At 38.7% G+C, this 23,512-nt stretch carries 27 protein-coding genes; 14 read left to right on the top strand and 13 right to left on the bottom strand.

Going from position 1 to position 23,512, the window contains the following annotated elements; all coding sequences use genetic code 11:
• Window positions 1-62 precede the first annotated feature (62 nt).
• The 3 genes from KGF86_RS01620 to KGF86_RS01610 are packed head-to-tail and all read right to left on the bottom strand — an operon-like array spanning window position 63 to window position 1,048.
• Window positions 63-500, bottom strand: a complete 438-nt coding sequence (locus KGF86_RS01620; RefSeq protein WP_186868039.1) for a YndM family protein — start codon at window positions 498-500, stop codon at window positions 63-65.
• A 48-nt stretch (window positions 501-548) separates the two neighbouring features.
• On the bottom strand, window positions 549-845 hold the full coding sequence (locus KGF86_RS01615; protein ID WP_211740954.1) for a spore coat protein: 297 nt from the start codon (window positions 843-845) through the stop codon (window positions 549-551).
• On the bottom strand, window positions 842-1,048 hold the full coding sequence (locus tag KGF86_RS01610; RefSeq protein ID WP_211740953.1) for a hypothetical protein: 207 nt from the start codon (window positions 1,046-1,048) through the stop codon (window positions 842-844). Before KGF86_RS01610 ends, KGF86_RS01615 begins: the two co-directional genes overlap by 4 nt.
• Before the next feature lie 127 nt (window positions 1,049-1,175).
• On the opposite strand from KGF86_RS01610, the gene KGF86_RS01605 reads away from it, so the two are divergent.
• The 5 genes from KGF86_RS01605 (at window position 1,176) to KGF86_RS01585 (ending at window position 4,191) form a co-directional block, all read left to right on the top strand.
• The gene (locus KGF86_RS01605; RefSeq protein ID WP_211740952.1) at window positions 1,176-1,385 is read left to right on the top strand and encodes a spore coat protein; all 210 of its coding nucleotides are present in this window, start codon (window positions 1,176-1,178) and stop codon (window positions 1,383-1,385) included.
• A gap of 10 nt (window positions 1,386-1,395) precedes the next feature.
• A complete protein-coding gene (locus tag KGF86_RS01600) occupies window positions 1,396-1,755 on the top strand; it encodes a spore coat protein (RefSeq protein WP_211740951.1) in 360 nt (119 codons plus the stop codon).
• A gap of 15 nt (window positions 1,756-1,770) precedes the next feature.
• Complete coding sequence (locus KGF86_RS01595) at window positions 1,771-2,907, top strand: zinc-dependent alcohol dehydrogenase (RefSeq protein WP_211740950.1); 1,137 nt, start codon at window positions 1,771-1,773, stop codon at window positions 2,905-2,907.
• Between the two features lie 141 nt (window positions 2,908-3,048).
• On the top strand, window positions 3,049-3,750 hold the full coding sequence (locus KGF86_RS01590) for a YetF domain-containing protein (protein WP_211740949.1): 702 nt from the start codon (window positions 3,049-3,051) through the stop codon (window positions 3,748-3,750).
• 75 nt (window positions 3,751-3,825) lie between these two features.
• Window positions 3,826-4,191 (top strand): hypothetical protein, encoded by a 366-nt coding sequence (locus KGF86_RS01585; protein WP_186868038.1) that lies wholly within the window; start codon window positions 3,826-3,828, stop codon window positions 4,189-4,191.
• A gap of 52 nt (window positions 4,192-4,243) precedes the next feature.
• Here KGF86_RS01585 and KGF86_RS01580 read toward each other — a convergent pair whose 3' ends face one another.
• Window positions 4,244-5,581: a hydroxysqualene dehydroxylase gene (locus KGF86_RS01580; RefSeq protein ID WP_246521259.1), complete on the bottom strand. Its 1,338-nt coding sequence runs from the start codon at window positions 5,579-5,581 to the stop codon at window positions 4,244-4,246.
• Window positions 5,582-5,783: 202 nt separating this feature from the next.
• Between KGF86_RS01580 and KGF86_RS01575 the strand changes: the two genes are divergently transcribed.
• Complete coding sequence (locus tag KGF86_RS01575) at window positions 5,784-6,284, top strand: universal stress protein (RefSeq protein ID WP_211740947.1); 501 nt, start codon at window positions 5,784-5,786, stop codon at window positions 6,282-6,284.
• Between the two features lie 60 nt (window positions 6,285-6,344).
• Here KGF86_RS01575 and KGF86_RS01570 read toward each other — a convergent pair whose 3' ends face one another.
• From KGF86_RS01570 to KGF86_RS01550, 5 genes are all read right to left on the bottom strand, one after another.
• Entirely contained in the window at window positions 6,345-7,076 is a 732-nt protein-coding gene (locus KGF86_RS01570) for an ABC transporter permease (RefSeq protein WP_211740946.1), read from the bottom strand.
• Window positions 7,073-8,011: an ABC transporter ATP-binding protein gene (locus tag KGF86_RS01565; protein ID WP_211740945.1), complete on the bottom strand. Its 939-nt coding sequence runs from the start codon at window positions 8,009-8,011 to the stop codon at window positions 7,073-7,075. Before KGF86_RS01565 ends, KGF86_RS01570 begins: the two co-directional genes overlap by 4 nt.
• Complete coding sequence (locus tag KGF86_RS01560; protein WP_186868033.1) at window positions 8,011-8,742, bottom strand: MerR family transcriptional regulator; 732 nt, start codon at window positions 8,740-8,742, stop codon at window positions 8,011-8,013. The genes KGF86_RS01565 and KGF86_RS01560 overlap by 1 nt, the downstream gene beginning before the upstream one ends.
• 659 nt (window positions 8,743-9,401) lie before the next feature.
• Entirely contained in the window at window positions 9,402-10,151 is a 750-nt protein-coding gene (locus tag KGF86_RS01555; protein ID WP_186868032.1) for a collagenase, read from the bottom strand.
• A gap of 107 nt (window positions 10,152-10,258) precedes the next feature.
• Window positions 10,259-11,758: a malate:quinone oxidoreductase gene (locus KGF86_RS01550; RefSeq protein WP_211740944.1), complete on the bottom strand. Its 1,500-nt coding sequence runs from the start codon at window positions 11,756-11,758 to the stop codon at window positions 10,259-10,261.
• A gap of 318 nt (window positions 11,759-12,076) precedes the next feature.
• On the opposite strand from KGF86_RS01550, the gene KGF86_RS01545 reads away from it, so the two are divergent.
• The gene (locus tag KGF86_RS01545) at window positions 12,077-13,123 is read left to right on the top strand and encodes an ATP synthase beta subunit C-terminal domain-containing protein (protein WP_186868030.1); all 1,047 of its coding nucleotides are present in this window, start codon (window positions 12,077-12,079) and stop codon (window positions 13,121-13,123) included.
• A gap of 65 nt (window positions 13,124-13,188) precedes the next feature.
• Here the strand turns inward: KGF86_RS01545 and KGF86_RS01540 are convergent, their stop codons facing one another.
• Window positions 13,189-13,836 (bottom strand): RNA polymerase sigma factor, encoded by a 648-nt coding sequence (locus KGF86_RS01540; RefSeq protein ID WP_186868029.1) that lies wholly within the window; start codon window positions 13,834-13,836, stop codon window positions 13,189-13,191.
• 95 nt (window positions 13,837-13,931) lie between these two features.
• Between KGF86_RS01540 and KGF86_RS01535 the strand changes: the two genes are divergently transcribed.
• On the top strand, window positions 13,932-14,360 hold the full coding sequence (locus KGF86_RS01535) for a VOC family protein (RefSeq protein ID WP_211740943.1): 429 nt from the start codon (window positions 13,932-13,934) through the stop codon (window positions 14,358-14,360).
• A 54-nt stretch (window positions 14,361-14,414) separates the two neighbouring features.
• Here the strand turns inward: KGF86_RS01535 and KGF86_RS01530 are convergent, their stop codons facing one another.
• On the bottom strand, window positions 14,415-14,750 hold the full coding sequence (locus tag KGF86_RS01530) for a zinc ribbon domain-containing protein YjdM (protein ID WP_211740942.1): 336 nt from the start codon (window positions 14,748-14,750) through the stop codon (window positions 14,415-14,417).
• A 289-nt stretch (window positions 14,751-15,039) separates the two neighbouring features.
• Between KGF86_RS01530 and KGF86_RS01525 the strand changes: the two genes are divergently transcribed.
• The 6 genes from KGF86_RS01525 (at window position 15,040) to KGF86_RS01500 (ending at window position 21,688) form a co-directional block, all read left to right on the top strand.
• Window positions 15,040-15,765 carry a DUF421 domain-containing protein gene (locus KGF86_RS01525; protein WP_186868026.1) on the top strand — a complete coding sequence of 242 codons (726 nt, stop codon included), beginning with the start codon at window positions 15,040-15,042 and terminating at the stop codon, window positions 15,763-15,765.
• 170 nt (window positions 15,766-15,935) lie between these two features.
• Complete coding sequence (locus KGF86_RS01520) at window positions 15,936-17,021, top strand: ABC transporter ATP-binding protein (protein WP_211740941.1); 1,086 nt, start codon at window positions 15,936-15,938, stop codon at window positions 17,019-17,021.
• A 12-nt stretch (window positions 17,022-17,033) separates the two neighbouring features.
• The gene (locus KGF86_RS01515; RefSeq protein ID WP_211740940.1) at window positions 17,034-17,924 is read left to right on the top strand and encodes a carbohydrate ABC transporter permease; all 891 of its coding nucleotides are present in this window, start codon (window positions 17,034-17,036) and stop codon (window positions 17,922-17,924) included.
• An 18-nt stretch (window positions 17,925-17,942) separates the two neighbouring features.
• On the top strand, window positions 17,943-18,770 hold the full coding sequence (locus KGF86_RS01510) for a carbohydrate ABC transporter permease (RefSeq protein ID WP_186868023.1): 828 nt from the start codon (window positions 17,943-17,945) through the stop codon (window positions 18,768-18,770).
• Between the two features lie 66 nt (window positions 18,771-18,836).
• A complete protein-coding gene (locus KGF86_RS01505) occupies window positions 18,837-20,207 on the top strand; it encodes an ABC transporter substrate-binding protein (RefSeq protein WP_211740939.1) in 1,371 nt (456 codons plus the stop codon).
• A gap of 77 nt (window positions 20,208-20,284) precedes the next feature.
• A complete protein-coding gene (locus KGF86_RS01500) occupies window positions 20,285-21,688 on the top strand; it encodes an MBL fold metallo-hydrolase (RefSeq protein WP_211740938.1) in 1,404 nt (467 codons plus the stop codon).
• A gap of 51 nt (window positions 21,689-21,739) precedes the next feature.
• Here KGF86_RS01500 and KGF86_RS01495 read toward each other — a convergent pair whose 3' ends face one another.
• Both KGF86_RS01495 and yeiL read right to left on the bottom strand, forming a co-directional pair.
• Window positions 21,740-22,702, bottom strand: coding sequence for a nucleoside hydrolase (locus KGF86_RS01495; RefSeq protein ID WP_211740937.1), 963 nt, complete (start codon window positions 22,700-22,702; stop codon window positions 21,740-21,742).
• Between the two features lie 61 nt (window positions 22,703-22,763).
• Entirely contained in the window at window positions 22,764-23,435 is a 672-nt protein-coding gene (yeiL, locus tag KGF86_RS01490; protein WP_211740936.1) for a transcriptional regulator YeiL, read from the bottom strand.
• Between the last annotated feature and the right edge of the window lie 77 nt (window positions 23,436-23,512).

Here is a 23,512-nt window from a genome sequence, read left to right as displayed (position 1 = left end):
CGTTTAACTTTCGGAGCTTATTTTTACTTCATCGAGAGTACTTTGTCAAACGTATATCTATACTATTTATCCCTCCGTCTATCCTCACTGATTTCTTCAGCGTATTCGGTTTGATAGCGTAGGTTTCTAGTTCGGTTTCCATCGTTTGGTTCTTGGTCTGGTAACACCTGGTTAGCTAAGTAGCGGTGGAAGAATACTTCGAATACCCCTACTCCTAATGCGGCAATTAGTGAAGCAGTAAACGGGTTATCAGCAGCTGTCATACCATCTACAAACCAATAAATAATTGGCCATGCTAATATGAAATCCGCTACAGTAGCAACCAGATTGTTCGTTCTAGGTAAGATGAATAGATCCCCGATAAGATATGCCACTACCCCTAAAACTAACGATAACAGGAATACCTCCCCAAATGTCATGGTATACATGACACCTAGTATAATATAAAGTAGAACAAAAGAAGCAATAAATTTGATTAGTAATGCTTTGACATGTTTCATTTATCATCCATCCTCACTATTTAATATATTGTTAATATTAGGTATCGTTTATTTAGCAAGCTTACTAGCTGCTTTCGACGCTTTTAACTCTACCTCTAATTGCTTATCTAAATTACTAGGGTGATAATACCCTTTTTCCATCATATAGTGACTAATCTTCTCATGAGCGTCAATCGCATATCGCAGTTGCTCTCGTAATATACTTCTTACATCCGGAGTGACAGACTCTGTTAAGGCAAACGTTAAATTTCTAACTGCGGTTTTTGTAGTAATTAAGAAGTCTGTTGCAATAACTTGATCTGTCATTCCAGCCATACCAGCCACTTTTTGAAGCATATTTGTCATGATACCACTTCCCTACTTTGTAATAAGTTTGTTAATTGTTCCACATGCGCCTTCCCCTTTTCAGCATCTATCACCAAAATACCTTTTAATTCTTCACATCCAACCAACCCTTGCATAATAGCCGCTTTCGTTAAACACAAATTCTTAAATGATAAAACTTCCTGTAACTCCAATCGCTCATGGAGTGCCATTTTATGTTCCATATCCTCACTCCTTCTATTTTTATAATAGATTGTGCACTTTATGGATTGTTATTCTACATTTAATAGGTGCATAACATTAATGCCCAAGGGAAAATTATCCTATATGAATAACGAAGGGGGTTCTTTAGTGAAAAAAGAACAGCTGGCCTTTCATGAGACAATGGATACTCATGAACTATTAAATGTAAAAACCATTGCGTTATTAAAATCAAAGCTAATACAAGGAGTAGTATTTGATGAGGAGCTTAGAGCCCTACTACAAAAAAATGTCGAGATGTCGATTGTGGATATGAAAGAATTACAACGAATTTATACCTATGAAAAACCGAGTAAGTGAGGTGAGTAAAATGAATGATTATTTAGATCCAATAAATTCCGTTGGCATGCCGGAGAAAATCGACTCTGCTATCGCAGTAGATTTATTAATTACCGTAAAAGAGTTAATACGTAATTACTCCATCGCTATAACAGAAACAGCCAGTCCAGAAGTAAGAACAACAATCCAGAATCAAATGGAAGCTGCTATTGATTACCAAAAAGAGGTAGTAGACCTAATGATGAGAAAGAAATGGTTTCTCCCATATGAATTAGAAGAACAAAAGAAGATCGATTTGATTGCAGCTCAAAATGCCGTAGATATCGCTAATTTAAATCTATTTCCTGTGGATCATAACCGTAAAGGCCTCTTCCCAACACCACCAAACTAAAAAAGGAGTTAAAAGATGAAAGCAGTAACGTTTCAAGGCGTAAATCAAGTTATAGTAAAAGATGTTGATGCTCCGCGTATTCAAAAATCAGACGATATCATTATTAAGTTAACCAATACCGCTATTTGCGGTTCGGATTTACATCTCCTTCATGGGATGATACCGAATATCCAAGAAAATTATATTATTGGTCATGAACCGATGGGGATTGTAGAGGAAATAGGGCCTGACGTAACAAAAGTTAAAAAAGGCGATCGCGTAGTCGTTCCATTTAATGTTAGCTGTGGTGAGTGTTGGTTCTGCCAGCATCAACTAGAAAGTCAATGTGATAACGCTAACGATAATGGAGAAATGGGGGCTTATTTCGGTTACTCTGGCACAACCGGAGGCTATCCTGGTGGACAAGCAGAGTATATGCGTGTTCCTTATGGTAATTTTACCCCTTTTAAAATACCTGAGGACAGCGAGGTAGATGATGATAATCTAGTACTAATTTCAGATGCTGGTACAACGGCATACTGGAGTGTCGATAACTCCGGCATGAAAGAAGGAGATACCGTCATTATCCTTGGTTGTGGACCAGTTGGACTACTTGCCCAGAAATTTGCTTGGTTAAAGGGGGCAAAAAGAGTTATTGCAGTAGACTATGTTGGCTATCGATTAGAACATGCAAAACGTACAAACCAGGTGGAAGTCGTTAATTTTGAAGATCATAAAAATGTAGGTTCCTATTTACATGAAATAACCAAAGGTGGAGCAGACGTTGTGATAGATTGTGTTGGTATGGACGGAAAAATGACCGATTTAGAATTTCTCGCAACAGGACTTAAGCTCCACGGTGGATCAATGGGCGCCTTAGTAATGGCAAGTCAAGCGGTAAGAAAAGGCGGTAATATTCAAGTAACGGGGGTTTATGCTTCACGGTATAATGCCTTCCCATTCGGTGACATTTTCCAGCGTAATGTCACTATAAGAACCGGTCAAGCACCTGTAATCCATTATATGCCGTATATTCATGATTTAATTGAATCTGGAAAAGTTAATTTAAGTGATATTATTACCCATCGGATACCATTAGAAAATGCAACACATGGATATGAGATTTTTGATACCAAGACAGATAATTGTATTAAGGTAGTACTTCAGCCTTAGGTTGAATATTAATCAGTACATTACGCTCAGAGTAATCTCTGAGCTTTTCATATTTTCCCGATATCCACTTAATGCACTGTAAGGATTAAATGACTAATAAAACTCCCATACTGATACTAAAACAGTAAAGGAAGCGTTTATATGACATTAACTGAATTAATTATACGCAGTTTAATAGGATTTCTAGTTCTTTTTACTTTGACTAGAATCATGGGTAGAAAGGAAATTAGCCAAATGACTTTTTTTAATTTTGTATCGGCTATTGCAATCGGGTCTATTGCAGCAAGTCTAGTAGTTAACAAAAATCTTAGCATTCTAAATGGTGTGATGGCTCTTGTAGGTTGGGCAATCTTTACTTTAATAATGGGTGTAATAGATTTAAAGTCAAAGACGTTACGAAAAGTAGTGACTGGCAATCCCGTTATTGTTATTAAAGAAGGGAAAGTACTTACCCATGCATTACGCTCCACTAGATTAGATTTAGATTCCTTAACAGCTATGCTGAGACAGCAACACATCTTTTCCTTAACAGACGTAGATTATGCTATTTTTGAAACGAATGGGAAATTGTCTGTAATGCTTAAAGAGAATGCCAATCCTCTTACTAAAAAAGATATGAATATTCCAACTGCACCAGCTACTATTCCCATCCCTACAGCGGTTATCTCAGACGGAAAATTGCTAACGGAGAATTTAGAAGGGTCAACGTTTGATCAATCTTGGTTAGAAAAGGAATTAAAGCAGCATAATATTAATTCTATTTCGGACGTACTTTATGCCCAAATCCAAAAGGATGGAACTCTTTATATTCAAAAAAAGACATTGTATAGAAGCATAACTTAAAAATACTAAGAAAGTTAGAATAAAGCATGAATTTGAAGGCAAATTAACTATATCTCATATGAAAGGAGAATTTCAATGACACAAAATGCGAATCAAATTCTAAGTCAAATAAGTCAAATTGCAAAACAGTTAGAACAACAAGAAGCAACGAATGCCCAAACTCTTCAGCAAGGTCAAGTAGGCTCAGAGGGGCAGCAACAAATGGCAAACCTAGAAGAAAATGCTGCACAACAGCTTGAGCAAATGCAACAGCTTATCCAACAGTACCAACAATTAAGCCAGTCCCAACAGAGCTTCCAGGCTTCAACTGGAGTTAGCAGTTCAGCAACAGGTGCTCAATCTGCCCTACAACCTGGTTTTTCCGGAACAGATGCAGAAGAGGTTAGACAACAAAACCAACAATCTGCTCAAAACCAAAATGGTGGAAATACATTTAGCTAAATATATGATTTAACAGGAAGAGCCATAATCCCTTGAGGAATTATGGCTCTTCTTAACTTTCTCCCATTATCACCTGTGAAGCCTTCAGCCCTGAAACAACTGCGCCTTCCATAGTAGAAAAATATGGCTGTCTCGTATAATCTCCGGCCAACACTAGTCCTTGGATATCGGTTCTCTGATTCGGTCTCATCCAATCATTATTCGGTTCTAAGCTATAAAAATCCTCCGGGTGACTAACAATTCGATAGTTCAACAAGTTAGATTCCAAATCCAATCCTAATTCATATGCCTCAGCTATCACTTCTTTTATGATTTCTTCCTCTTTCATAGGAATGAATTTCTCTGGAGGAGTTAAAATGATAGAAAGACGACCTGGAACATGCGTAAATGTTGAACGGGATTGTTCTACAAAGCTCCCTAAAATCGTTAAGGGGCCAAAAGTTGTACGATCATATGGCAATACAGGTTTACTAAATTCCATTTGCACCGTTACTGCAGGCATCGTAGGAAGCCGAAACAGTGTTTGAAAAGCTGGATGTTCAGCAAAATCTTCCCTTAATATCTTTTTCGCACCAGCTAAATCTGCTGCTAGTATAACATGACTTGCTCTTATTTCTTCCCCATTTGCTAAAATAACACCTGTGACCTGACTGCTCTCTACTATCAAGCGCTTGACCTTCGTACCAGTTCGAACTTTCCCTTTATTTTGTTCAATCCTTGTTGCGATTGGATTTGCTAATAGCTCCGTCATACCACCTAAATATGCTCCAATTCTCATCTTATAAAATCTAGGCAATGCCGGGTAAAATAACCCAAAGAACACTTTTGCCGAGTATCGCTCAGGTGGTAAAAAGAAAACACCTGCACTTAATGGGATAATCAAATAATGAAGTGCATTCTCACTGACATGATGCTTTTCAGCAAACTCCTTTACACTATATTGATCAAGCCTATCTGGATTTCGCTTATACTCCAAGAACCCTTTTAGGAAAAACGGGACTAATGATAATTTATCCCTCATGGAAACAATATGATTATTCCCGATTAATCCTCGAACCATTTCAAACGGCCCGAAAATAGGCGAAATACCGAATACAGCAGTATCCTTTTTCCCTTTCACACGAACATCCACCTGCTCTTCCCATTGAACAATTTGGTTAATAGAAATACCAGCCTTTTTTAAAATCCGGGGAAGTTCTTTATAAAAGCCGATGTGGCGGTGAAATCCGGACTCAACCAGCATACCATCCTCATCCCAGGATGATGTGCGTCCACCAATGACCTTCTCTTTTTCAAGTACGATAACCGATTTCTCCTTCTCACTTAATTCCAATGCTGCTGTTAGCCCAGATAATCCTGAACCAATAATAATGGCATCAGATCGCTGCATCATCATTTCCACCTTACCAAGAGTAATTTCTTTTATCTTTCCAATTAAGGCTCGTTTTATTTATAGGAGGTTTTTTTTATGACTAGTTGTCATATGCTTGTTACCTTTACTTAATATGTTGTTACGTTTGCGGGTCATGAAAAACGTGTATATAAATACTAAACCCGTTACCATAAATAACTTTAGATAGGGAGTGGAACGTATGGAAGGTTTTAACCATATCTTGTTAGCTTTTGACGGTTCTAAATATAGTGTCCGAGCATTACAGACCGCAGAACAACTGACCAAATGGAGTGGTGCAAGATTAACAGTCGTATTTGTCCATGAACCATCACTTGACCATACTGTAACACCTGGAGTCATAACGGGGAGAGATGCAGGATTATACCATACACATGTTGGCGCAATTCCTACACCAAACGAGGGAACGCCAAGTAAATTGAATCACACGTATCTACAAGATAATACTGCCGACAAAGTGCTCAATAACGCCTCTGTAAGACTATCAAAGCTCACAAACGTAGATTACGAGATTTTATCAGGAAAACCAGCAGCAGAAATAATTGCCTTTGCTGAGGAGAAGGATGTTGATCTCATTATTATGGGGAATCGTGGCCTTAGTGGAATTAAAAAGTTAGTCACAGGAAGTGTAAGTAAAAAAGTAGTAGAGGAAGCAAGTTGTTCCGTAATGGTTATTAAATAAAGAATTGATAATGACGGGACTGTACTACCCAGTGGAGGTGGTACAGTCCCTGCCCACTTCTTATTTTCTATTCAAAATATAAATTGCCCCACCATAGCCAAGCACACACCAGATAAGTAAATTAATGTAATTGCCCAAGGAAGCATCAAATGTTGATGAAGCTAGTGATGCGCGCATCACTTCTGCCATGGAATATATCGGAAGTACTTCGTGAAGTGTTTGTAGCCATTCTGGTAGTCGATCCATTGGAAAGTTGACTGGTGAGAACATAAGAGCTCCAAAGACAATTACTTGGGATAAGGCTAAAGATGTCGTTGGAGATAATAGATAAGATAATCCATATCCTACTCCAATGGAAGTGAGTGCAATCATGAGAAGCGCTGGAACTATTGTCCATGAAATATCATATCCTGGTTGATACAGCAAATGAGCAATAAAAGAGGCAACAACAATACCAGGAATCGTAATCAATAACCATATCGTCGTATCCGCACTAAGTATAACGGAACGGTTCACTGGCCATGTTCGCATAAATTCCATGAAGCCATCTGTTTTGGATGTACCTACTTGTTGTGGAAGTATGACTAACCCCGTAAATATTAAGATAATGGTCGGAGCACCTGTTGCCAAATAGAGGATGGAATGGGTGTCTGGACTAGGCATTAGGTAAGTAAACCCTATCACAATTCCAATGGATATCAGGATTTGCATTAAAGCCATAAAGATTAAAAAGCCAGCGTTTCTTAAGAATTGCATTTGAAAAACATACTTGTAATGGCTATATATTTTCATGAGGAAACCACCACCTTATTAGAGGTTAGTTCAATATAAGCATCTTCAATGGTTGTCGGTGTTAAGGAATAATCCATTACATTCCCTAACTCCACCTGCTCACCAGCCCACGCAACTGCATTTGTAACATTTTCCGTATTCATCTTGATAATTAGTCGAGATCCGCTTTGATGATAGGAAATAGCCCATTCAGGAATATATCGTTCCTCCATTTTTTCTAGTAGATTCAATTCGATTCGCATTTGATTACTTACGGAACGTTTTACTTCGGAAGGGGTTCCTTGTGTAAGAATTTTCCCTTGATTAATGATCGCAACACGGTCCACTGCTTTTTCTGCTTCCAACACATTATGGGTAACTAATATAACTGAGGTACCATTATCGGTTAAATTTCGAATGACATCCCATAAATAACGCCTACGAACTGGGTCGACATCATTGGTTGGTTCATCTAAGATGACTAGCTTACCAGGGGCAATGACCGCCATACAAAAGGCAGTAAGTCTACGGGCACCACCAGAAAGCTTTTCCCCCTCTTTATCAGCCCATTTCTCCATATCCAATGCCTCAAAGAGCATATCAAGTCGCTTCGGGTTATAGTTTTTTCCAGCTCGCATTTTCCCAATAATGGAAACTGCCTGCCTAGGGGTAAGAAATCCTAAAGGTACTTGGGACTGTGGCTGAACCGAACAAACAGACCGTGCATACACACGATTGTCCGTCACTGATTTTCCAAATAGGCGAATCTCTCCTTGGTCCGGCGTTACTAAACCTACTATTTGGTTCACTAAAGTGGTTTTTCCCGCACCATTCTGCCCTAATAAGCCGACTATTTCTCCTTCCTTCATCGTAAGCGAAATATTATCATTCGCTATTAATTTTGACTTCCCCTTCCCTTTAAACACCTTTGTCACACCGTTTATCTCCAGTACCATTATCCCATCTCCCCATGTGCTTTAGATACTTTTTGCAGAAATTCTACAACACCTTTATCCATTGGATAGAACACAACGCCTTCTTCTAGACCTTTTAATGATTCCCACAAGTTACCGAGCAGTTGTTCATCATGATCAAACATTTTCTCAGCTTGCTTCAGCCAACGCTCTGCAAGCTGTAAAGCCAGGTCAGAATGCGGGTCGATGTCCTGATGTTTTTTGATATCATAGACAGCCTTCATCCATTCACGAATATCTTCCTCACTCATCGTTTCATTGCATTCAATTATCTTTCTCATTTCTTCCTCATTCATAAAATGATTATATTGCTGTATTAATTCTTCAGGTTCCTGGTGATAGAACTTCATGATTAGCGAAATGATTGGCCAACTAATCTTCTCTTCAAACTCAATCGAGTATAGTACGCCTTGAAGTGCTTGTTCTAGCATTTTCAGACGTTCCTGTTCCCGCTTCACCATGTCTAATTGTTCTTGGATTGACTCCTGCCAATTTAATTTGGAGCTTTGCAAGATAGCATTAATCTTATCCAACGAAAATCCCATATACTTCAATGCCAGAACACGCTCTAGCCGCATGACATCATCCTCACTATATAGCCGATGCCCACCACTCGTTCTCGATGAAGGCTTCACGAGACCAATCTCATCGTAATAATCTAATGTTCTTCTAGTTACCCCGGTATTTTTCGATAAAGTACCAATCGTGTACATGACACCACCCTTTCCCAATTTTCTTAAGTATAAAACAACACGTTACGTGATGTTCAATAGATATATACAAAATAATTTGATATTTTATTATGATGGTTTATTGATATTGGATTATAGGGGTGTAGATGGCTTGATTTATTACTTTTTTCTCCATCACTTCCTCGGTTAGGATAGAGGTGCTCTCTCTGTTACCTTTTTGGCTGTTTCTTTCGTATTTAGGTCACCGATGTACGCTCTCTATTACCTTTTTCTCTACTTCTTCCGCATTTAGGTCACTGATGTACGCTCTCTATTACCTTTTTTGCCTGCTTCTTCCGCATTTAGGTCACTGAGGTGCTCTCTCTGTTACCTTTTTCACTGTTTCTTCCGCATTTAGGTCACTGATTCACTCTCTCCGTTCCCTTTTTGGCTGCTTCTTCCGCATTTAGGTCACTGATGTACGCTCTCTATTACCTTTTTTGCCTGCTTCTTCCGCATTTAGGTCACTGATATGCGCTCTCTGTTACCTTTTTCTCTGCTATTTCCTCGTTTAGGTAACAGACGCACCCTCTCCGATACCTTCCCCATCGTATCTCCCTCATCCTGGTCACAGCCCCCACTATCTAAAGCACAAAAAAGCAATCAAAATCGTCACTTGATCTTGATTGCCTCTGCTATGATTAATCAAACATTCTACTGATCCCAAAGTAATCTGTCAGTGGTTGCTTTCTTCCTTTATAATGCCAGTCATGATATGCCTGAAATACTTTCATGGTATCTCCATTGGCCCATTCTTCCACTAGATACTTTACGGCTAGGAAGCTTCGCCAATAGTCATACATAATACTGGTTAAACTGCCTTTGTAACTGGCTTGACCAAAATAATCTAATGAATGCTTGCCGTACTTTTCTTTAAATATGGCAACTAGTTCTGTTTCTACCTTGGTAAATTCATTAAATTCATGTTCATCTAACATCGCTTTCCGCGGTAAAAACTCACACATGCCTTCCTCAAACCAAATACTATCTTCTCGTTCTTCATCAAACTCATCTGGGAACAGATCTAGATGATGTGTTAGTTCATGCCCTAATATCGAGAAAATATGTTTTTCGGAAATCGTTTCATAGAAAGATTCTATTTCAGGGTCCTCAAGTCCCTCCAGTTGTCTTAAGAAAAGACTTCTCCAAGCTTCAATGTCTGGTGTGAAGTAAATTAGGTCTTTATTGGTATAGGCAGGGATTGGTACCGTGGAGAAAGTCTCGGTTGCTAGTTCTGCTGTAGTCCAGACGATTCCTTTGGGTAATTCGGTTAAAGCATAATGCTCTTCCAATTCCCGTTGATAAAGGGATAAGCGACTCATGAAAAATTCCATAACGGGTTGGTGTTTCATGTAGTCTTCTACTTTTTCAAAAGCATAGATTTGTTTCATATTTTATCCTCCGTCCTAGGACCTATAAAAAGTATCTCGCCCTATTAAAAAAGCTCTGTAGACGTTACATTCTACAGAGCCTAACTTTAGGGGCCGTACTTTCGTCCCTATGCTTCTTGATAACTATTAATTAGCCCAAGTGTTTTTGCCGTCCGTTCTAATACTTCTTTAGCTAATGCCGGATTATCAGATAAAGAACGTCCATATGATGGGATCATTTCTTTAATTTTGGGTTCCCACTCTTGCATGCGTTCTGGGAAGCATTTTGCTATGACTTCAAGCATTACATGCACCGCGGTAGATGCTCCTGGTGAAGCACCTAGCAATGCAGCGATTGACCCATCTGCTGCACTAACTACTTCTGTACCAAATTGAAGGGTTCCTTTACCGCCTGCTTCTGTCTCCTTAATTACTTGCACACGTTGACCTGCCACGACCATATCCCAGTCTTCACTTTTAGCTTCTGGGATAAACTCACGTAATTCTTCCATTCGTTTTTCTTTCGTTAATAAGACCTGCTGGATTAAGTATTTCGTTAGGGAGAAATTCTTAACGCCCGCTCCGATCATATTGAACACATTATGTGGTTTTACTGAGCGAATTAAATCAAAGTATGAACCCGTCTTTAGGAACTTCGGAGAAAATCCTGCAAACGGTCCAAATAATAATGATTTCTTATTATCAATATATCTCGTGTCTAAGTGTGGTACAGACATCGGTGGCGCACCAACCTTAGCCTTTCCATATACTTTCGCCTGGTGTTTTTCCACCACTTCTGGATTATTACATACCATAAATAATCCACTTACAGGGAATCCACCAATACCTTTTCCTTCTGGGATTCCAGATTTTTGCAGTAAGTGTAAGCTACCTCCACCTGCACCAAGAAAGACAAATTTAGCAGTGTGATATTCTACGGTTCCGCTTTCAAGATTTTTTACCTTCAATTCCCAGGAACCGTCACTGGTGCGTTTCATATTTTTTACACTATGATTATAGTTAATCGTTACATCTTTTTCTCGTAAATGATCAAATAATGTACGTGTTAATGCCCCAAAGTTAACATCCGTACCAGAATCAATCTTCGTAGCTGCTATCGGTTCATCAGAATGACGACCCTCCATAATAACTGGAATCCATTCCTTTAGCTTATCCGGATTATGGGAGAATTCCATTCCACTAAATAGCGGACTTTTTGACAGCGCTTCAAACCTTTTTTTCAAAAATTCTACGTCTTTTTCCCCTTGTACTAAGCTCATATGCGGCAGTGGCATAACAAAGTCTTCTGGATGTTTAATTAACCCCTTATCCACCAGGTAAGACCAGAATTGTCTAGAAAGCTGAAACTGTTCATTGATATTGATTGCTTTCTTAATATCAATAGATCCATCTGATCTCTCAGGAGTATAGTTTAACTCACATAATGCCGAGTGCCCTGTTCCAGCATTATTCCATTCGTTCGAGCTTTCTACCCCTGGCTCTCTTAGTTGCTCCAATACGGTAATCTTCCAATCTGGTACCAATTCTTTAAGCAATGACCCCAATGTTGCACTCATGATGCCGGCACCAATTAAGATAACATCTGTTTTCATTCCATTGTTGCTCATTTTCCCCATCCCTATCTTCTAGAAGTGCTTAAATCAATTGTAGGCGCATCCAATTTTAGAAATATTCACGCCTTACAAAAATTATTTTCTAAAATCATTATAACATATTACTAGTTTAGCAGATTTTTTTCGAATTATATATTAATTGGTATTTATTAATCGATATTTTCTAGTATTACTTTTTATTGCCTCACCCTGTAAAACGGTGTCAATTCCAGTCAACTACCACTTTGTAAATAAAATTACTTTTCGGAGTAATTTGTTATTGCCTTTAAACGTAATCTACATTACTATATGAAGTAAGGAGGTGAAAATCAGATGGAAACGATACGTTTAAATGTTTCATTATTGCGTAGAAGAGTACCGAATCTAACCAGTGCGGCCAAATCAATTGGCTTACGACCGGCTACTGTTTCGAATCTATGTACAGGAAAAATTCCAATTGAACGCGCTGAAGTAAAGACCTTAGTTGCACTTGCAACACTCGCTAAATGTAGTTTAGATGAGCTAATTATAAGAGGGGAGTCAGTGGAAATGATCGAAACCAAAATTAAAACATTGGATTTGTTTGCACCTATATCTAAAGGTGGGACTGTTGGCTTAGTAGCCCGTCCAGGAATGGGGCAGCTTGTTTTGTTAAGAGAGTTGTTTTATAGGCTTCATGATGATGGATATTCCATAATTCTATTAAAACCAGAAGGAAACCATCCGGAGTTGAAGGATTTAACAGACTTTGATGTAGTTAATGTGGTAGACTCGATTGAAAAAGCTTATGAACAAATGATTACCATTGGAGTAGAGCAAGAAATTATATTCACAGCAGATCGTTCTCATGTTTTAACTGGTGAGATATTTGAGCTACAAGACCAGCTTCAAGCATATGATTTAAAATCTATTACTACTTTCCTACTTGATTTAAAAGGAACTGTCGTAGATGAGGATCTACCATATGGACCTTTAGAAACATTACTATACTTTGATGCCGACCTCGCAGCAAGACATAGCTTCCCTGCTATCAATCCAATCTTTTCTACTTCTTCTGTTCTAGAGGGAGCTCACCTAGACCAACATCATCTATTTACACAACAAAGAGCTAGAAAATTATTACGCCGTTATCGAGAGCTACGTTCTATCGTCACGGTGCGTGGACTAGATAAAATTCCAGAAGCAGATAAGGAGATTTATCATAGAGGAGAACGTCTAGAAGCCTATCTAACACAGCCATTTTATGTAGCGAAAGAATACTCTGGAATAGAAGGTGAATCTGTAGATCTCACTACGACACTAAATGATGTACGAAAGATATTAGATGGTGGAGCAGATTCTCTTAATACTAAAGCGTTAACTTATATCGGGAAACTATAACATTCCCCTACCAAAGGCTGGGACTCAGCGAACACTTTGTCTCAGCCACACTTCTCTTTTTTATTCTATGACGATAATAACTCCAATACATTCCCATCTGGATCAATCACATGAAAAACAGACTGCCCAGGCATTCTTCTCACTCGAAAATTACTTGCTTCTAATTGTCGATAATAATGGAATATCTTAATTGGATCTGACTGTTTGATAGCTTGTAATAGTCCAGAAATCATTTCATTGTATTCTGGTTTCCGCTCCGTCCCTATCTCTTTCGTTGACTGTAGCTTTTTTCTAGAACGATGAAGTGCTGTTTTTACTACTTCATTACTCACTCGCAGCATGGAAGCGATCTCCTTAGAGCTATAGCCGAATACATCCTTTAAGGTAATCAGCATCGTATACTTTAGAGGCAACCTCGTTAATACGATTTCCATTAAACCATCCAATTCTAATAAGTTGTCTTCCTTACCGTATATATCCTCGTAAGCAACACTCTCCCCCTTTTGTTTCCTTCTATCATCAATTAGTAGGTTTCTAGCTACTGTACAAAAAAAGGAATGGGTAAATTCCCGTTGGGGTTCTTTTTGTTTTAACACAAAGACTTTGAGCATCGTTTCCTGGACAAGGTCTTCCGCTAACCAAGGGTCTCCAGTTAGCTTTAAGCAATATTTATATAGCTTATGAATCTGCATTTCTAAATTCGGAACGATCATGATTTACACCTTATTTGAAAAATATTTTTAAAACAGGTAACTTTTCTACTATTATATACGTTATAAGGAGGAATTTCGTATGAAGGAGGGACATTATGTTCAAAATAGGGAGTATTTTTATTCCGGTAACAGACATCGAAAAATCAACTGCGTGGTATGAGAAATTTCTCGGAGTGAAAAAGATTGATAGTTGGGAAGATGGGGCCGGTTTTTATTTACCAATTGGTTCAACACAACTTGCCTTAGTAAAAGTAGATTCCCAACAGCCGACAGAGTTTACGACAACAGGTAATCAAAAAAACAGTTATTATAACTTTGTTGTGGAGGATATTGAATCTACCCACCAACATTTTCATGATCATGGTGTTGTGACGACTGAAGTAGACGACTTTGGCGGGATGAAGTTCTTTGACTTTTTCGATCCGGATGGAAATCCATTTAGTGTGGTGAATGAAGTTGAAGGTTCCCCTTATCATTCAGATCATGTTCGAAGGTTGCAGGAGAACGATTTAAAGGGTAAATAATGAAGGAAAAAGGCGCGCCCGCTTAAATGGGATGCGCCTCCTTTGTTTACTTCGCTATACTTTCTTAACATACTCCGACTTTAACTGCATGGCGCCAAAACCAGCGATTTTACAATCAATATTGTGGTCACCGTCTACTAAGCGAATGCCCTTCACCTTTGTTCCTTGCTTTAACACAGAAGAGCTGCCTTTTACTTTCAAGTCCTTTATAACGGTTACCGTATCGCCATCGTGTAATATATTGCCATTGGCATCTTTTATAACTAGCTCTTCCCCACTGTCTTGCTCTTGATTAAGCACCCATTCATAGCCGCACTCCGGGCAAATGAGCATGGTTCCGTCCTCATATGTATATTCTGAGTTACACGTTGGGCAATTAGGTAAATTCATAGTTAACAGGCTCCTCACAATTTAAATTTTCTATTTCGCATTAAGGTTTCTTAAGATCATGTAGGACTCCCCCATGGACACCCTATTCAAATCTCTTCTTAAAGCAAAGGATAATCTTTTCAATCATTGCATATTCAGTACTACAGTATGAAAACGATTCTCTCGCACTATTATATCATGTATCCGCATCATCTAGTTTTTTTCATTCCTCCATCCTCTAGGTATGTATTCCACTCCATTTGGGAAGAAAAGGTACTATAAAAGATTAATTATAGAAAGTGGTATGCAGATGATAGAGTTTTTAAAAGAAGTTGGCTTGATATTTGGTAGAATTATTACCATTTTACCCTTGCTTCTCATCGTTACCTTACTTATGGGGAAACGAGCCATTGGTGAGTTACCTGTTTTTGACTTCCTAATCATTGTTACCTTAGGTGCGGTAGTTGGAGCCGATATTGCTGATCCTAGTATTCACCATCTCCCAACCGCCATGGCGATTATTGGAATCGGGATTCTCCAAAAAGTTGTCGCCAAATGGAAAATATCTAATCGGAAAATAGGGAGATTATTTACCTTTGAACCTACCATCGTGATACATAATGGCAAGTTCATCCATAAAAATCTCAAAAAGCTTCGTTACTCGATAGATAATATCCTGCAAATGCTAAGAGAGAAAGATGTATTTGATATCAGTGATGTGGAAACAGCGATTATCGAAGCGAATGGGTCGCTTAGTGTTTTGAAGAAGCCGTTAAAAAATACTGTTACATTAGAAGATATGAATATGATGAACCCTACCTCCAACATAACGTTTCCTGTCATTATAGAAGGAACGATATACACGGATGTTTTAGCTGATTTAAACGTTGATGAGGATTGGATACGAACACAGCTATCACAGCAAGGAATTGATGAGGTGGATAAGGTATTCTTTGCTTCCATTAATAAATATTTAGAATTACAGATCTCGTTATATGATGATCATTCTATTACGATTCCGCCGATTAAGCATTAATTTCTAAGCGCTTCAGAATTTCTGAGGCGCTTTTTATTATGCTATAAAATCTATCATTCTAGTAAACAACAATAAATTTACATTATTCTTACCCCCGCTTTACATTGGCTTAGTAGAACATCTATATAATGAAATTTGTCGACTTAGGTATTATTTTAGGAGGTTACAACTTGAAACTAGCGTTAAACAATATCTCAATGAAGTTTGATGATATTACCGCTGTAGACAATCTAACGGTCACGATTAATGAAGGAGAGCTAGTATGCCTTCTTGGCCCAAGCGGGTGTGGGAAAAGTACAACATTATTTATGCTAGCAGGATTATATAAGCCATCTTCTGGGAAACTCTATTTCGGTGACAAGTTAGTCAATGATATAGAGCCCGAAGACCGCGGGATTGGCATGGTATTTCAAAATTATGCCCTCTACCCGCATCTATCTGTACTGAAAAACATCATGTTTCCATTAAAGATGGCAAAAGTACCTAAAAAAGAAGCGGAAGAAAGAGCAATTGAAATGGCCAAGCTTGTCCAAATCGAACATTTGCTAGACCGTAAGCCAAAGCAACTTTCTGGTGGCCAACAGCAACGCGTAGCCATTGCTCGTGCCCTTGTTAAAAAGCCGAATCTATTATTACTAGATGAACCATTATCAAACCTAGATGCTAGACTTCGATTAGAAATGCGCGAAGAAATTCGCCGAATTCAGCAAGAGGTCGGGATTACAACCATTTTCGTAACCCATGACCAAGAAGAGGCGATGAGTATTTCAGATAGGATCTTACTTATGAAGGATGGGAAATATCAACAATATAGCCCGCCTCAGGATATGTATGATTTTCCTGAAAATGCATTCGTAGGTAAGTTCATGGGGAGTCCGCCTCTCAATATGATTCCCGTAATGTTAAATGAAGGAAGTATTACCATTAAGGATACCGAACAGTCCTTCCCTAACCCACTTACCATAAATCAAGCATTATCCTCATCTAATGAGGCATTATTAGGTGTACGTGCGGAAGATTGGACCATTGCAAAAGACACATCAGAAATACGCTTAACGGCCCTTGTTGAATTAGTTGAAAGAATCGGTCGAGATACATTACTATCTGCCACGATTGGCCGACATTCTATTCGTGCCCTAGTAGACCCCGAATTTACGATTCAGCCAGGGGACGCAGTAGATTTAACGATTCGGAATGATCGTTTCCACCTATTTGATGCAAAGACAGAAGCGAATTTAGGGTTAAAAAATGAATAAGGAGGGCTTTTGTTGAATCTAAAACCAACATTATCCAGTACATTAAAAGCTCTTCTATATTTATTACCAGCACTCGTTATATTAGGTGTTTTCAATATCTATCCGATTATTAAGTCTTTTATCATGAGCTTTTATACCGATTATGATTATTTCAATGATGATGTTTATGAGTACGGATGGGATAATTTTTCTTACATTTTTCAGGATCATGAATTTTGGACATCGGTTAAGAACACGTTCATTTTTGTTCTCGGGGTAGTACCAGCATCCATTGTTATCTCATTAGTCATCGCAATCATGTTAAACTCGAACATTCGATTACGAGGAATATTCCGTTCTATCTACTTTATTCCATTTGTTACTTCCGTTGTTGCGATCTCGATCGTTTGGCGTTGGATTTATCATACGGAATATGGGTTGATGAACTATTTCCTTGGCATCTTTGGAGTCGATCCAATCAAGTGGTTAACAGATCCAGAGTGGGCCATGCCTGCACTTATTATTATGAGTATTTGGAAAGGGTTAGGCTATAACATTATTATTTTCCTAGCCGGATTACAAAACATTGATAAGCAATATTACTTAGCAGCTCAAATCGATGGTGCCAAGCCACTTAAACGGTTCTTTCACATTACCGTGCCTTTATTATCTCCGACTACATTTTTTGTTTCGATTGTAGCAATTATTAATAACTTTAAAGTGTTCGATGAGATCTTTGCATTATTTGGTGGTAAACCCGGCCCTGCTTATAGTGCCCAAACTATTGTCTATTACATATATGAGAAGTTTTACAATGAATGGCAATTTGGGATTGCATCAGCCGCAGCTTATATACTATTTATCATCATCTTCATCTTTACCCTTGTCCAACTATACATAGGTAAGCGCAGGGTGAATTACTAATGGAGAGGGGAATTAAGATTGTACAAAAAAGCTGCTCTATCTAAAGGTTTTATCTATTTGATCTTAATACTTGGTAGTTTCTTAATGTTATTACCTTTTATCTGGATGCTAAGTACTTCATTGAAGACATCTGGGGAAGTGACAGCAATGCCACCCGTTTGGATTCCGGATGACCCTAAGTGGGAAAACTATCAAGACGCTTGGGCCATAGCACCATTTCTCCGTTATACGATGAATAGTCTCATCGTTACCGTTCTGTCTACATTGGGAGAAGTGCTTACCACCATTCTCGCAGCCTATGCGTTCTCCCGTATTAACTTCTGGGGACGTGATGTTGTATTTGCTGTTCTCTTAGGTACGATGATGGTTCCGGGAGAGGTGCTACTCATTCCAAACTATGTAACACTAGCCAATCTAGGATGGATTAATCAATATGAAGCATTAATTGTCCCATGGCTAGCTAGTATTTTCTCTATCTTTTTATTACGTCAGTTTTTCCTTGGGATTCCGAAAGAGCTATCCTACGCAGCCAAAATCGATGGCTGTCGCGACTTTCGTTTCCTTTGGACCATCATGGTTCCATTGGCAAAGCCGGCCATCATTACAATTGTTCTATTAAAAGCAATTGGCAGCTGGAATGCTTTCTTATGGCCATTAATTGTAACCCAATCCAAAGAAATGCGAACATTACCTGTTGGGCTAACTTCCTTTAGTACGGAAGCTGGTACTGTATACGAATTATTAATGGCTGCTTCCACAATGATTATTCTACCTATGATTATCCTTTATCTTGTTTTACAAAAATACATCATTGAAGGTGTTGCAAAAGCAGGAATTAAGGGCTAATCGATTTATGGTTTTACAAGGGCCAACCCTTATGAAATATAAAACAAATCCTAGGAGGAAACTATGTTGAAAAAGCTTCTATTAACTTTACTTATTTCTCTTTTAACCATCGCTTTAGTAGCTTGCGGCAATAACGGTGACAAAGAGGAAGGTAACAAAGACGAAGGTAACAAGGAAAACACAGAAACTAATGCTACACCATCCGAATCCAATACGGATTCAAGTGTTGTGACATCATTAGATCAGCCGATTGAAATTGAATTCTGGCACGCTATGAGTGGTGGACATGAACAAGCATTAGAAAAAATCACCGACGATTTCAATGCATCACAAGAAAATATCACAGTGAAATTAGTTAATCAAGGTAGTTATGATGATCTTTCCACTAAAAACATGGCTGCGGCAAGAGCAAATACGCTTCCAGTACTAACACAATCGTATGAAGACTGGATTACAGAATATCTGGAAAATGATTTAGTAGCTGATATGACGCCATATGTTACCGATTCAGAAATTGGCTTCTCTGAAGAAGAATTAAACGATATCGTAGAAGTTTTCCGTGAAATGAACACTTGGGATGGAAAATACTACGGACTACCTTTCAATAAAAGTACACGTATTATGTTCTATAATGTAGATTACTTAGAAGAAGCAGGTGTTGACGTTCCAACGACTTGGGATGAGCTTCGTAAAGTTGCAGAAGCGACAACAGGGGAAAAAGACGGAAGAAATGTTATCGGTCTAGGTCTAGAAAACTCTGTAACATTAGAATTTAACCAATGGGTACACCAAGCTGGTGGTGTTTACTTTGATGAAGCAAATGGAACCTTTGAAATGAACTCTGCTGAAGGTAAAGAAGCATTAGAATTTGTTTATGGCATGATTGAAGATGGCATCGCGCGTACTGCTGGTGAGGATGGTTACATGTCAGAGCCATTTGCTCGCGGAGATGTAGCACTTTACATTGGTTCATCTGCTGGTATTCCTTATGTAGCAGCTCCAGCTGAAGAAAACGGATTGAACTGGGGAGCTGCCGTTCTACCTGCTGGTAAGCAAGCAGCAACACCATTTGCAGGTACAAACGTATCCGTATTCTCTTCTGCAACAGAAGAAGAGAAATATGCCGCTTGGGAATATATGAAGTTCTTAATTAACACTGAAAACACGACTTACTGGGCAATGGAATCTGGTTATCTACCAGTTCGTTACTCTGCACTTGAAAGTGACGAATGGAAAGCTTATGTCTCTGAAAATCCAGAGTATGGCGTAGGGGAACAGCAATTTGATGCTGGCTTCTATGATCCTCGTATCAAAGGTGCCTATGCATTAAAAAATGCTGTAGCAAAAGAGCTAGACCGCGTTCTACTTGGTGAAATTACAGTTGACGAAGGACTAGCTAACGCAGAAGAAGCTGCTAATAGAGAGCTTGGCCAATAATTTAAGTTAACGACTTTTATAGTAAAGGAACCTGGATATTCAGGTTCCTTCACTTATTATTAAAAGGAGATACATATATGAATAAAACAACATTAACATTCTATGGTGGGTTACGTTCGATTGGCGGGACAATTGTCTCCCTACAATATGGAAGTGACCGCGTTATTTTTGACTTTGGACTTGTTTACAGCCCTCAAACCAACATTTTAGATGGTCAAATACAAGTAAGAGAAAGCGCCATGACCCGTGATTACTTAACATTAGGGCTTATTCCAAAGATAGATGGCATCTATCATGAAACCTCATTACCTATAGGCTCTTCATTAATACCAGCCAATCAATATCAAGGGAAAACGGCTGTCCTTATCTCCCATTTACACTTAGATCATATCGGTGGCATGGGCTTCATCGACCCATCTATTCCAGTGTTTATGAGTAAGGATTCACATGACCTATACCAAACATTAGAAATGATTGGTGAAGGAGTTAATGGGGATAGAACCTATGAATCTTGTGAATACGACAAACCTTTCTTCGTTGGGAAAATAAAAATAACACCACTTCAGGTGGATCATGACATTCCTGGTGCTTGTGGATTTCATATCGAAACACCAGATGGCTCGGTTGTCTATACCGGGGATCTTCGCTTACATGGTACTCACCCAGAACGAGTGGAATCGTTTATTACGAAGGCAAAAACACTTGGTTTTGATGTAGTCATTATAGAAGGGACTACGCTAAGCAGTGAAGAGGAGCTTCCTGAAGAATTGCTGGTTGCCAATAAGGATATCCCAGCGGAGCTAATAACCGAACCAAAGGTACCAAAGGTAATGACGGAGCTACTTCACGACAAACAAGGAATCGGTATCTTTAACATTTACCACAGAAATATAGATCGAATTGCCGGTGTGTTACAAGCAGGACAATTACTAAATCGGAAAGTGGTCTTCGAAATTGGCACGGCCCAGCTCGCAGCTAATTTGTTAAATACAACGTCATTTTACATTTATGAATCGGAATCGCTAAGACTTTTAAGGGAAAATAACCAATTACAAGACTGGCAAATAAATTTGCTCGATACGTATCCTTCCCTTTCTGCTCAAGTGATTAATAAGAGTCCTCATGAATACCTATTACAAAATTCATACGATCACGCTTTAGAGCTATTTGATCTCAACACGGAAAAGGGACTATATTTCCATTCTGACGGTGTGCCATTGGGGGATTATGATCCAGCTTTTCATAACCTTCAACGCATACTAGATTATCTTGGTCTGGCTAAAGTTGCTGTTGGAACAGGAGGACATGCACTACCACAACATTTACAATATATCGTGGAGGAATTAGATCCAAATGTGTTAATACCGCTTCATAGCTTTCATCCAGAACGATTAACACCTAAAAGAGGGATTCAATTGCTACCACAGTATGGGAAAACTTATATGTTGAAGAACGGAGCATTAGTGGAGCAAAACATATAGATTGGTAGTAGAAGGGACACCGAGGCTTGAGTCCCTTCTGCTAGAATCACACTATTTCTGTAGTTTATCCGATATATGCTTTACCGCCTTCATAAATGCTTCTACAAAAGCTTCTCTTTGAACAGAGTGTAACACATGAACATTCGGTTCCTTCTCCATCCGATTTCGGTAATCTACAACTGTCGCTCCCGATGTTATCCCTTCTAAGGACACTTCCACATAATAGTCCTTCCCTCGAAATAACTCTGGTTTCAATAAATACATAACCGCACATACATCGTGGAAGTGTAATACTTGATCATAGTTCTCCTCATCGAATGGCGTTTTCTTGATGGCATCTAAATAAAAGGTTACGAGTTGGTATGATTTCTCTGCAAATACAGTTCCAATCTCTAGAATTCGCTTTGCCTCGGCTGGTGTGACATATGCCTTATGGGTTACATCTAATCCACTCATCACGATCGGAATTCCCGAACGAAATACAATCTCAACCGCATGTGGATCGACATAAGCATTGAATTCGGCAAACGGGGACATATTGCCCCCAACAGCTGCCCCACCCATCCAGGAGATTTGTTGAATATTTGATTTTACCTCTGGATGTGCTAATAGAAGTGCCGCGATATTCGTTAATGGACCGGTTGCTACAATCGTTATTTTCTCTTTACTATTCATAATTGTATCTAGCATTGCGCTAATAGCAGGACGCTCGCTTATTGGTAATGTCGGCTCAGGGAACGAAACATTGCCAAAGCCACTCTCCCCATGGATATCCTCTGCTACTTCTAACGCTCGGAATATCGGCTGCTCTAAACCACGTGCAACTTCTACATCTGCTCCAATATAACTTAAAAATGCCCGTGCATTATAATTTGTTTTCGCTTGGGGAATGTTACCAGCACAAGTGGTCACTAACCGAATATCTAATACATCATCATTAGCAAATGCTAAAGTGAGCATCATGGCATCGTCAATTCCTGGATCTGTATCAATAATAATTGGTAATCTTGTCATGAGAATCTACCCCTTATCGTAATGTATTTGTATCCTATCCATGCTTTGCCTACTATACTCCTTATTTATTCTCTATAACCTTGGCAAGCGAGTGTAATGCATCATACTGATAAATTTCATAGTTACGGCCTACTTTTAACAAGTATCGTTTTTCACAAAATTGGTTTAGTATATATAATAAATGGCGGTATGACACGCCTAAATAATCACAAACTGTTACATGCTTTTCTTTATACACCCCTCGGTCTGCCGTTTGCAAAATAAAATCTGCAAGTCTGTTTTCTAGTGGAAAGGCGAGGCTCTGTGAATATTTAGCCGCCATATTGGTCGCCTTCAAACTTAAGAATTTCGTCAATTCTCTAAGGAACTTCGTATCTTCCAGTAATTTCTTTCGATAGTGTGTTATAGGAAGCGCAAAGCAGATCGTCTTCGTTGTCGCTTGAATACCCTTTGTATAATACACGTCATGTAACAATTCCATTTCACCAATATATTCACTTTCATTGATAAAATTAATTAAGGAAACCTTTCCGTTCTGATGGGTAATGTAAATCTTTGCCTTTCCCTCTATCACATAAAATAAATAATTGGGTCGCATACCTTCTTGAATAATCCAATCATCCCGCCTGTATTCATGGACTTCCATGTACTCCTCTATCGGAAACGAAAATAAATGACCGATTGCGTTCTCTTCTATAAATTTCCGCTTTTTCTCGCCTTTGTAAATTTCCATTTCTCACCTCATAATAAGAGATATCTCATATTCTTACTGGATACTTCCATGATATCATGCAATCAACAAGGGGGACA

Source organism: Ornithinibacillus massiliensis, assembly GCF_018310345.1.
GTDB lineage: Bacteria > Bacillota > Bacilli > Bacillales > Amphibacillaceae > Ornithinibacillus > Ornithinibacillus massiliensis.
Note: the sequence above shows the minus strand (reverse complement) of the source record. Positions and strands in the feature narration are given on the sequence as shown.

What these genes read in the sequence shown, in the direction of transcription:
- KGF86_RS01620 (WP_186868039.1), bottom strand. Translation starts at nt 500, where the DNA reads ATGAAACATGTCAAAGCATTACTAATCAAATTTATTGCTTCTTTTGTT.
- KGF86_RS01615 (WP_211740954.1), bottom strand. Translation starts at nt 845, where the DNA reads ATGACAAATATGCTTCAAAAAGTGGCTGGTATGGCTGGAATGACAGAT.
- KGF86_RS01610 (WP_211740953.1), bottom strand. Translation starts at nt 1,048, where the DNA reads ATGGAACATAAAATGGCACTCCATGAGCGATTGGAGTTACAGGAAGTT.
- KGF86_RS01600 (WP_211740951.1), top strand. Translation starts at nt 1,396, where the DNA reads ATGAATGATTATTTAGATCCAATAAATTCCGTTGGCATGCCGGAGAAA.
- KGF86_RS01595 (WP_211740950.1), top strand. Translation starts at nt 1,771, where the DNA reads ATGAAAGCAGTAACGTTTCAAGGCGTAAATCAAGTTATAGTAAAAGAT.
- KGF86_RS01590 (WP_211740949.1), top strand. Translation starts at nt 3,049, where the DNA reads ATGACATTAACTGAATTAATTATACGCAGTTTAATAGGATTTCTAGTT.
- KGF86_RS01585 (WP_186868038.1), top strand. Translation starts at nt 3,826, where the DNA reads ATGACACAAAATGCGAATCAAATTCTAAGTCAAATAAGTCAAATTGCA.
- KGF86_RS01580 (WP_246521259.1), bottom strand. Translation starts at nt 5,581, where the DNA reads ATGCAGCGATCTGATGCCATTATTATTGGTTCAGGATTATCTGGGCTA.
- KGF86_RS01575 (WP_211740947.1), top strand. Translation starts at nt 5,784, where the DNA reads ATGGAAGGTTTTAACCATATCTTGTTAGCTTTTGACGGTTCTAAATAT.
- KGF86_RS01570 (WP_211740946.1), bottom strand. Translation starts at nt 7,076, where the DNA reads ATGAAAATATATAGCCATTACAAGTATGTTTTTCAAATGCAATTCTTA.
- KGF86_RS01565 (WP_211740945.1), bottom strand. Translation starts at nt 8,011, where the DNA reads ATGGTACTGGAGATAAACGGTGTGACAAAGGTGTTTAAAGGGAAGGGG.
- KGF86_RS01560 (WP_186868033.1), bottom strand. Translation starts at nt 8,742, where the DNA reads ATGTACACGATTGGTACTTTATCGAAAAATACCGGGGTAACTAGAAGA.
- KGF86_RS01555 (WP_186868032.1), bottom strand. Translation starts at nt 10,151, where the DNA reads ATGAAACAAATCTATGCTTTTGAAAAAGTAGAAGACTACATGAAACAC.
- KGF86_RS01550 (WP_211740944.1), bottom strand. Translation starts at nt 11,758, where the DNA reads ATGAGCAACAATGGAATGAAAACAGATGTTATCTTAATTGGTGCCGGC.
- KGF86_RS01545 (WP_186868030.1), top strand. Translation starts at nt 12,077, where the DNA reads ATGGAAACGATACGTTTAAATGTTTCATTATTGCGTAGAAGAGTACCG.
- KGF86_RS01540 (WP_186868029.1), bottom strand. Translation starts at nt 13,836, where the DNA reads ATGATCGTTCCGAATTTAGAAATGCAGATTCATAAGCTATATAAATAT.
- KGF86_RS01535 (WP_211740943.1), top strand. Translation starts at nt 13,932, where the DNA reads ATGTTCAAAATAGGGAGTATTTTTATTCCGGTAACAGACATCGAAAAA.
- KGF86_RS01530 (WP_211740942.1), bottom strand. Translation starts at nt 14,750, where the DNA reads ATGAATTTACCTAATTGCCCAACGTGTAACTCAGAATATACATATGAG.
- KGF86_RS01525 (WP_186868026.1), top strand. Translation starts at nt 15,040, where the DNA reads ATGATAGAGTTTTTAAAAGAAGTTGGCTTGATATTTGGTAGAATTATT.
- KGF86_RS01500 (WP_211740938.1), top strand. Translation starts at nt 20,285, where the DNA reads ATGAATAAAACAACATTAACATTCTATGGTGGGTTACGTTCGATTGGC.
- KGF86_RS01495 (WP_211740937.1), bottom strand. Translation starts at nt 22,702, where the DNA reads ATGACAAGATTACCAATTATTATTGATACAGATCCAGGAATTGACGAT.
- yeiL (WP_211740936.1), bottom strand. Translation starts at nt 23,435, where the DNA reads ATGGAAATTTACAAAGGCGAGAAAAAGCGGAAATTTATAGAAGAGAAC.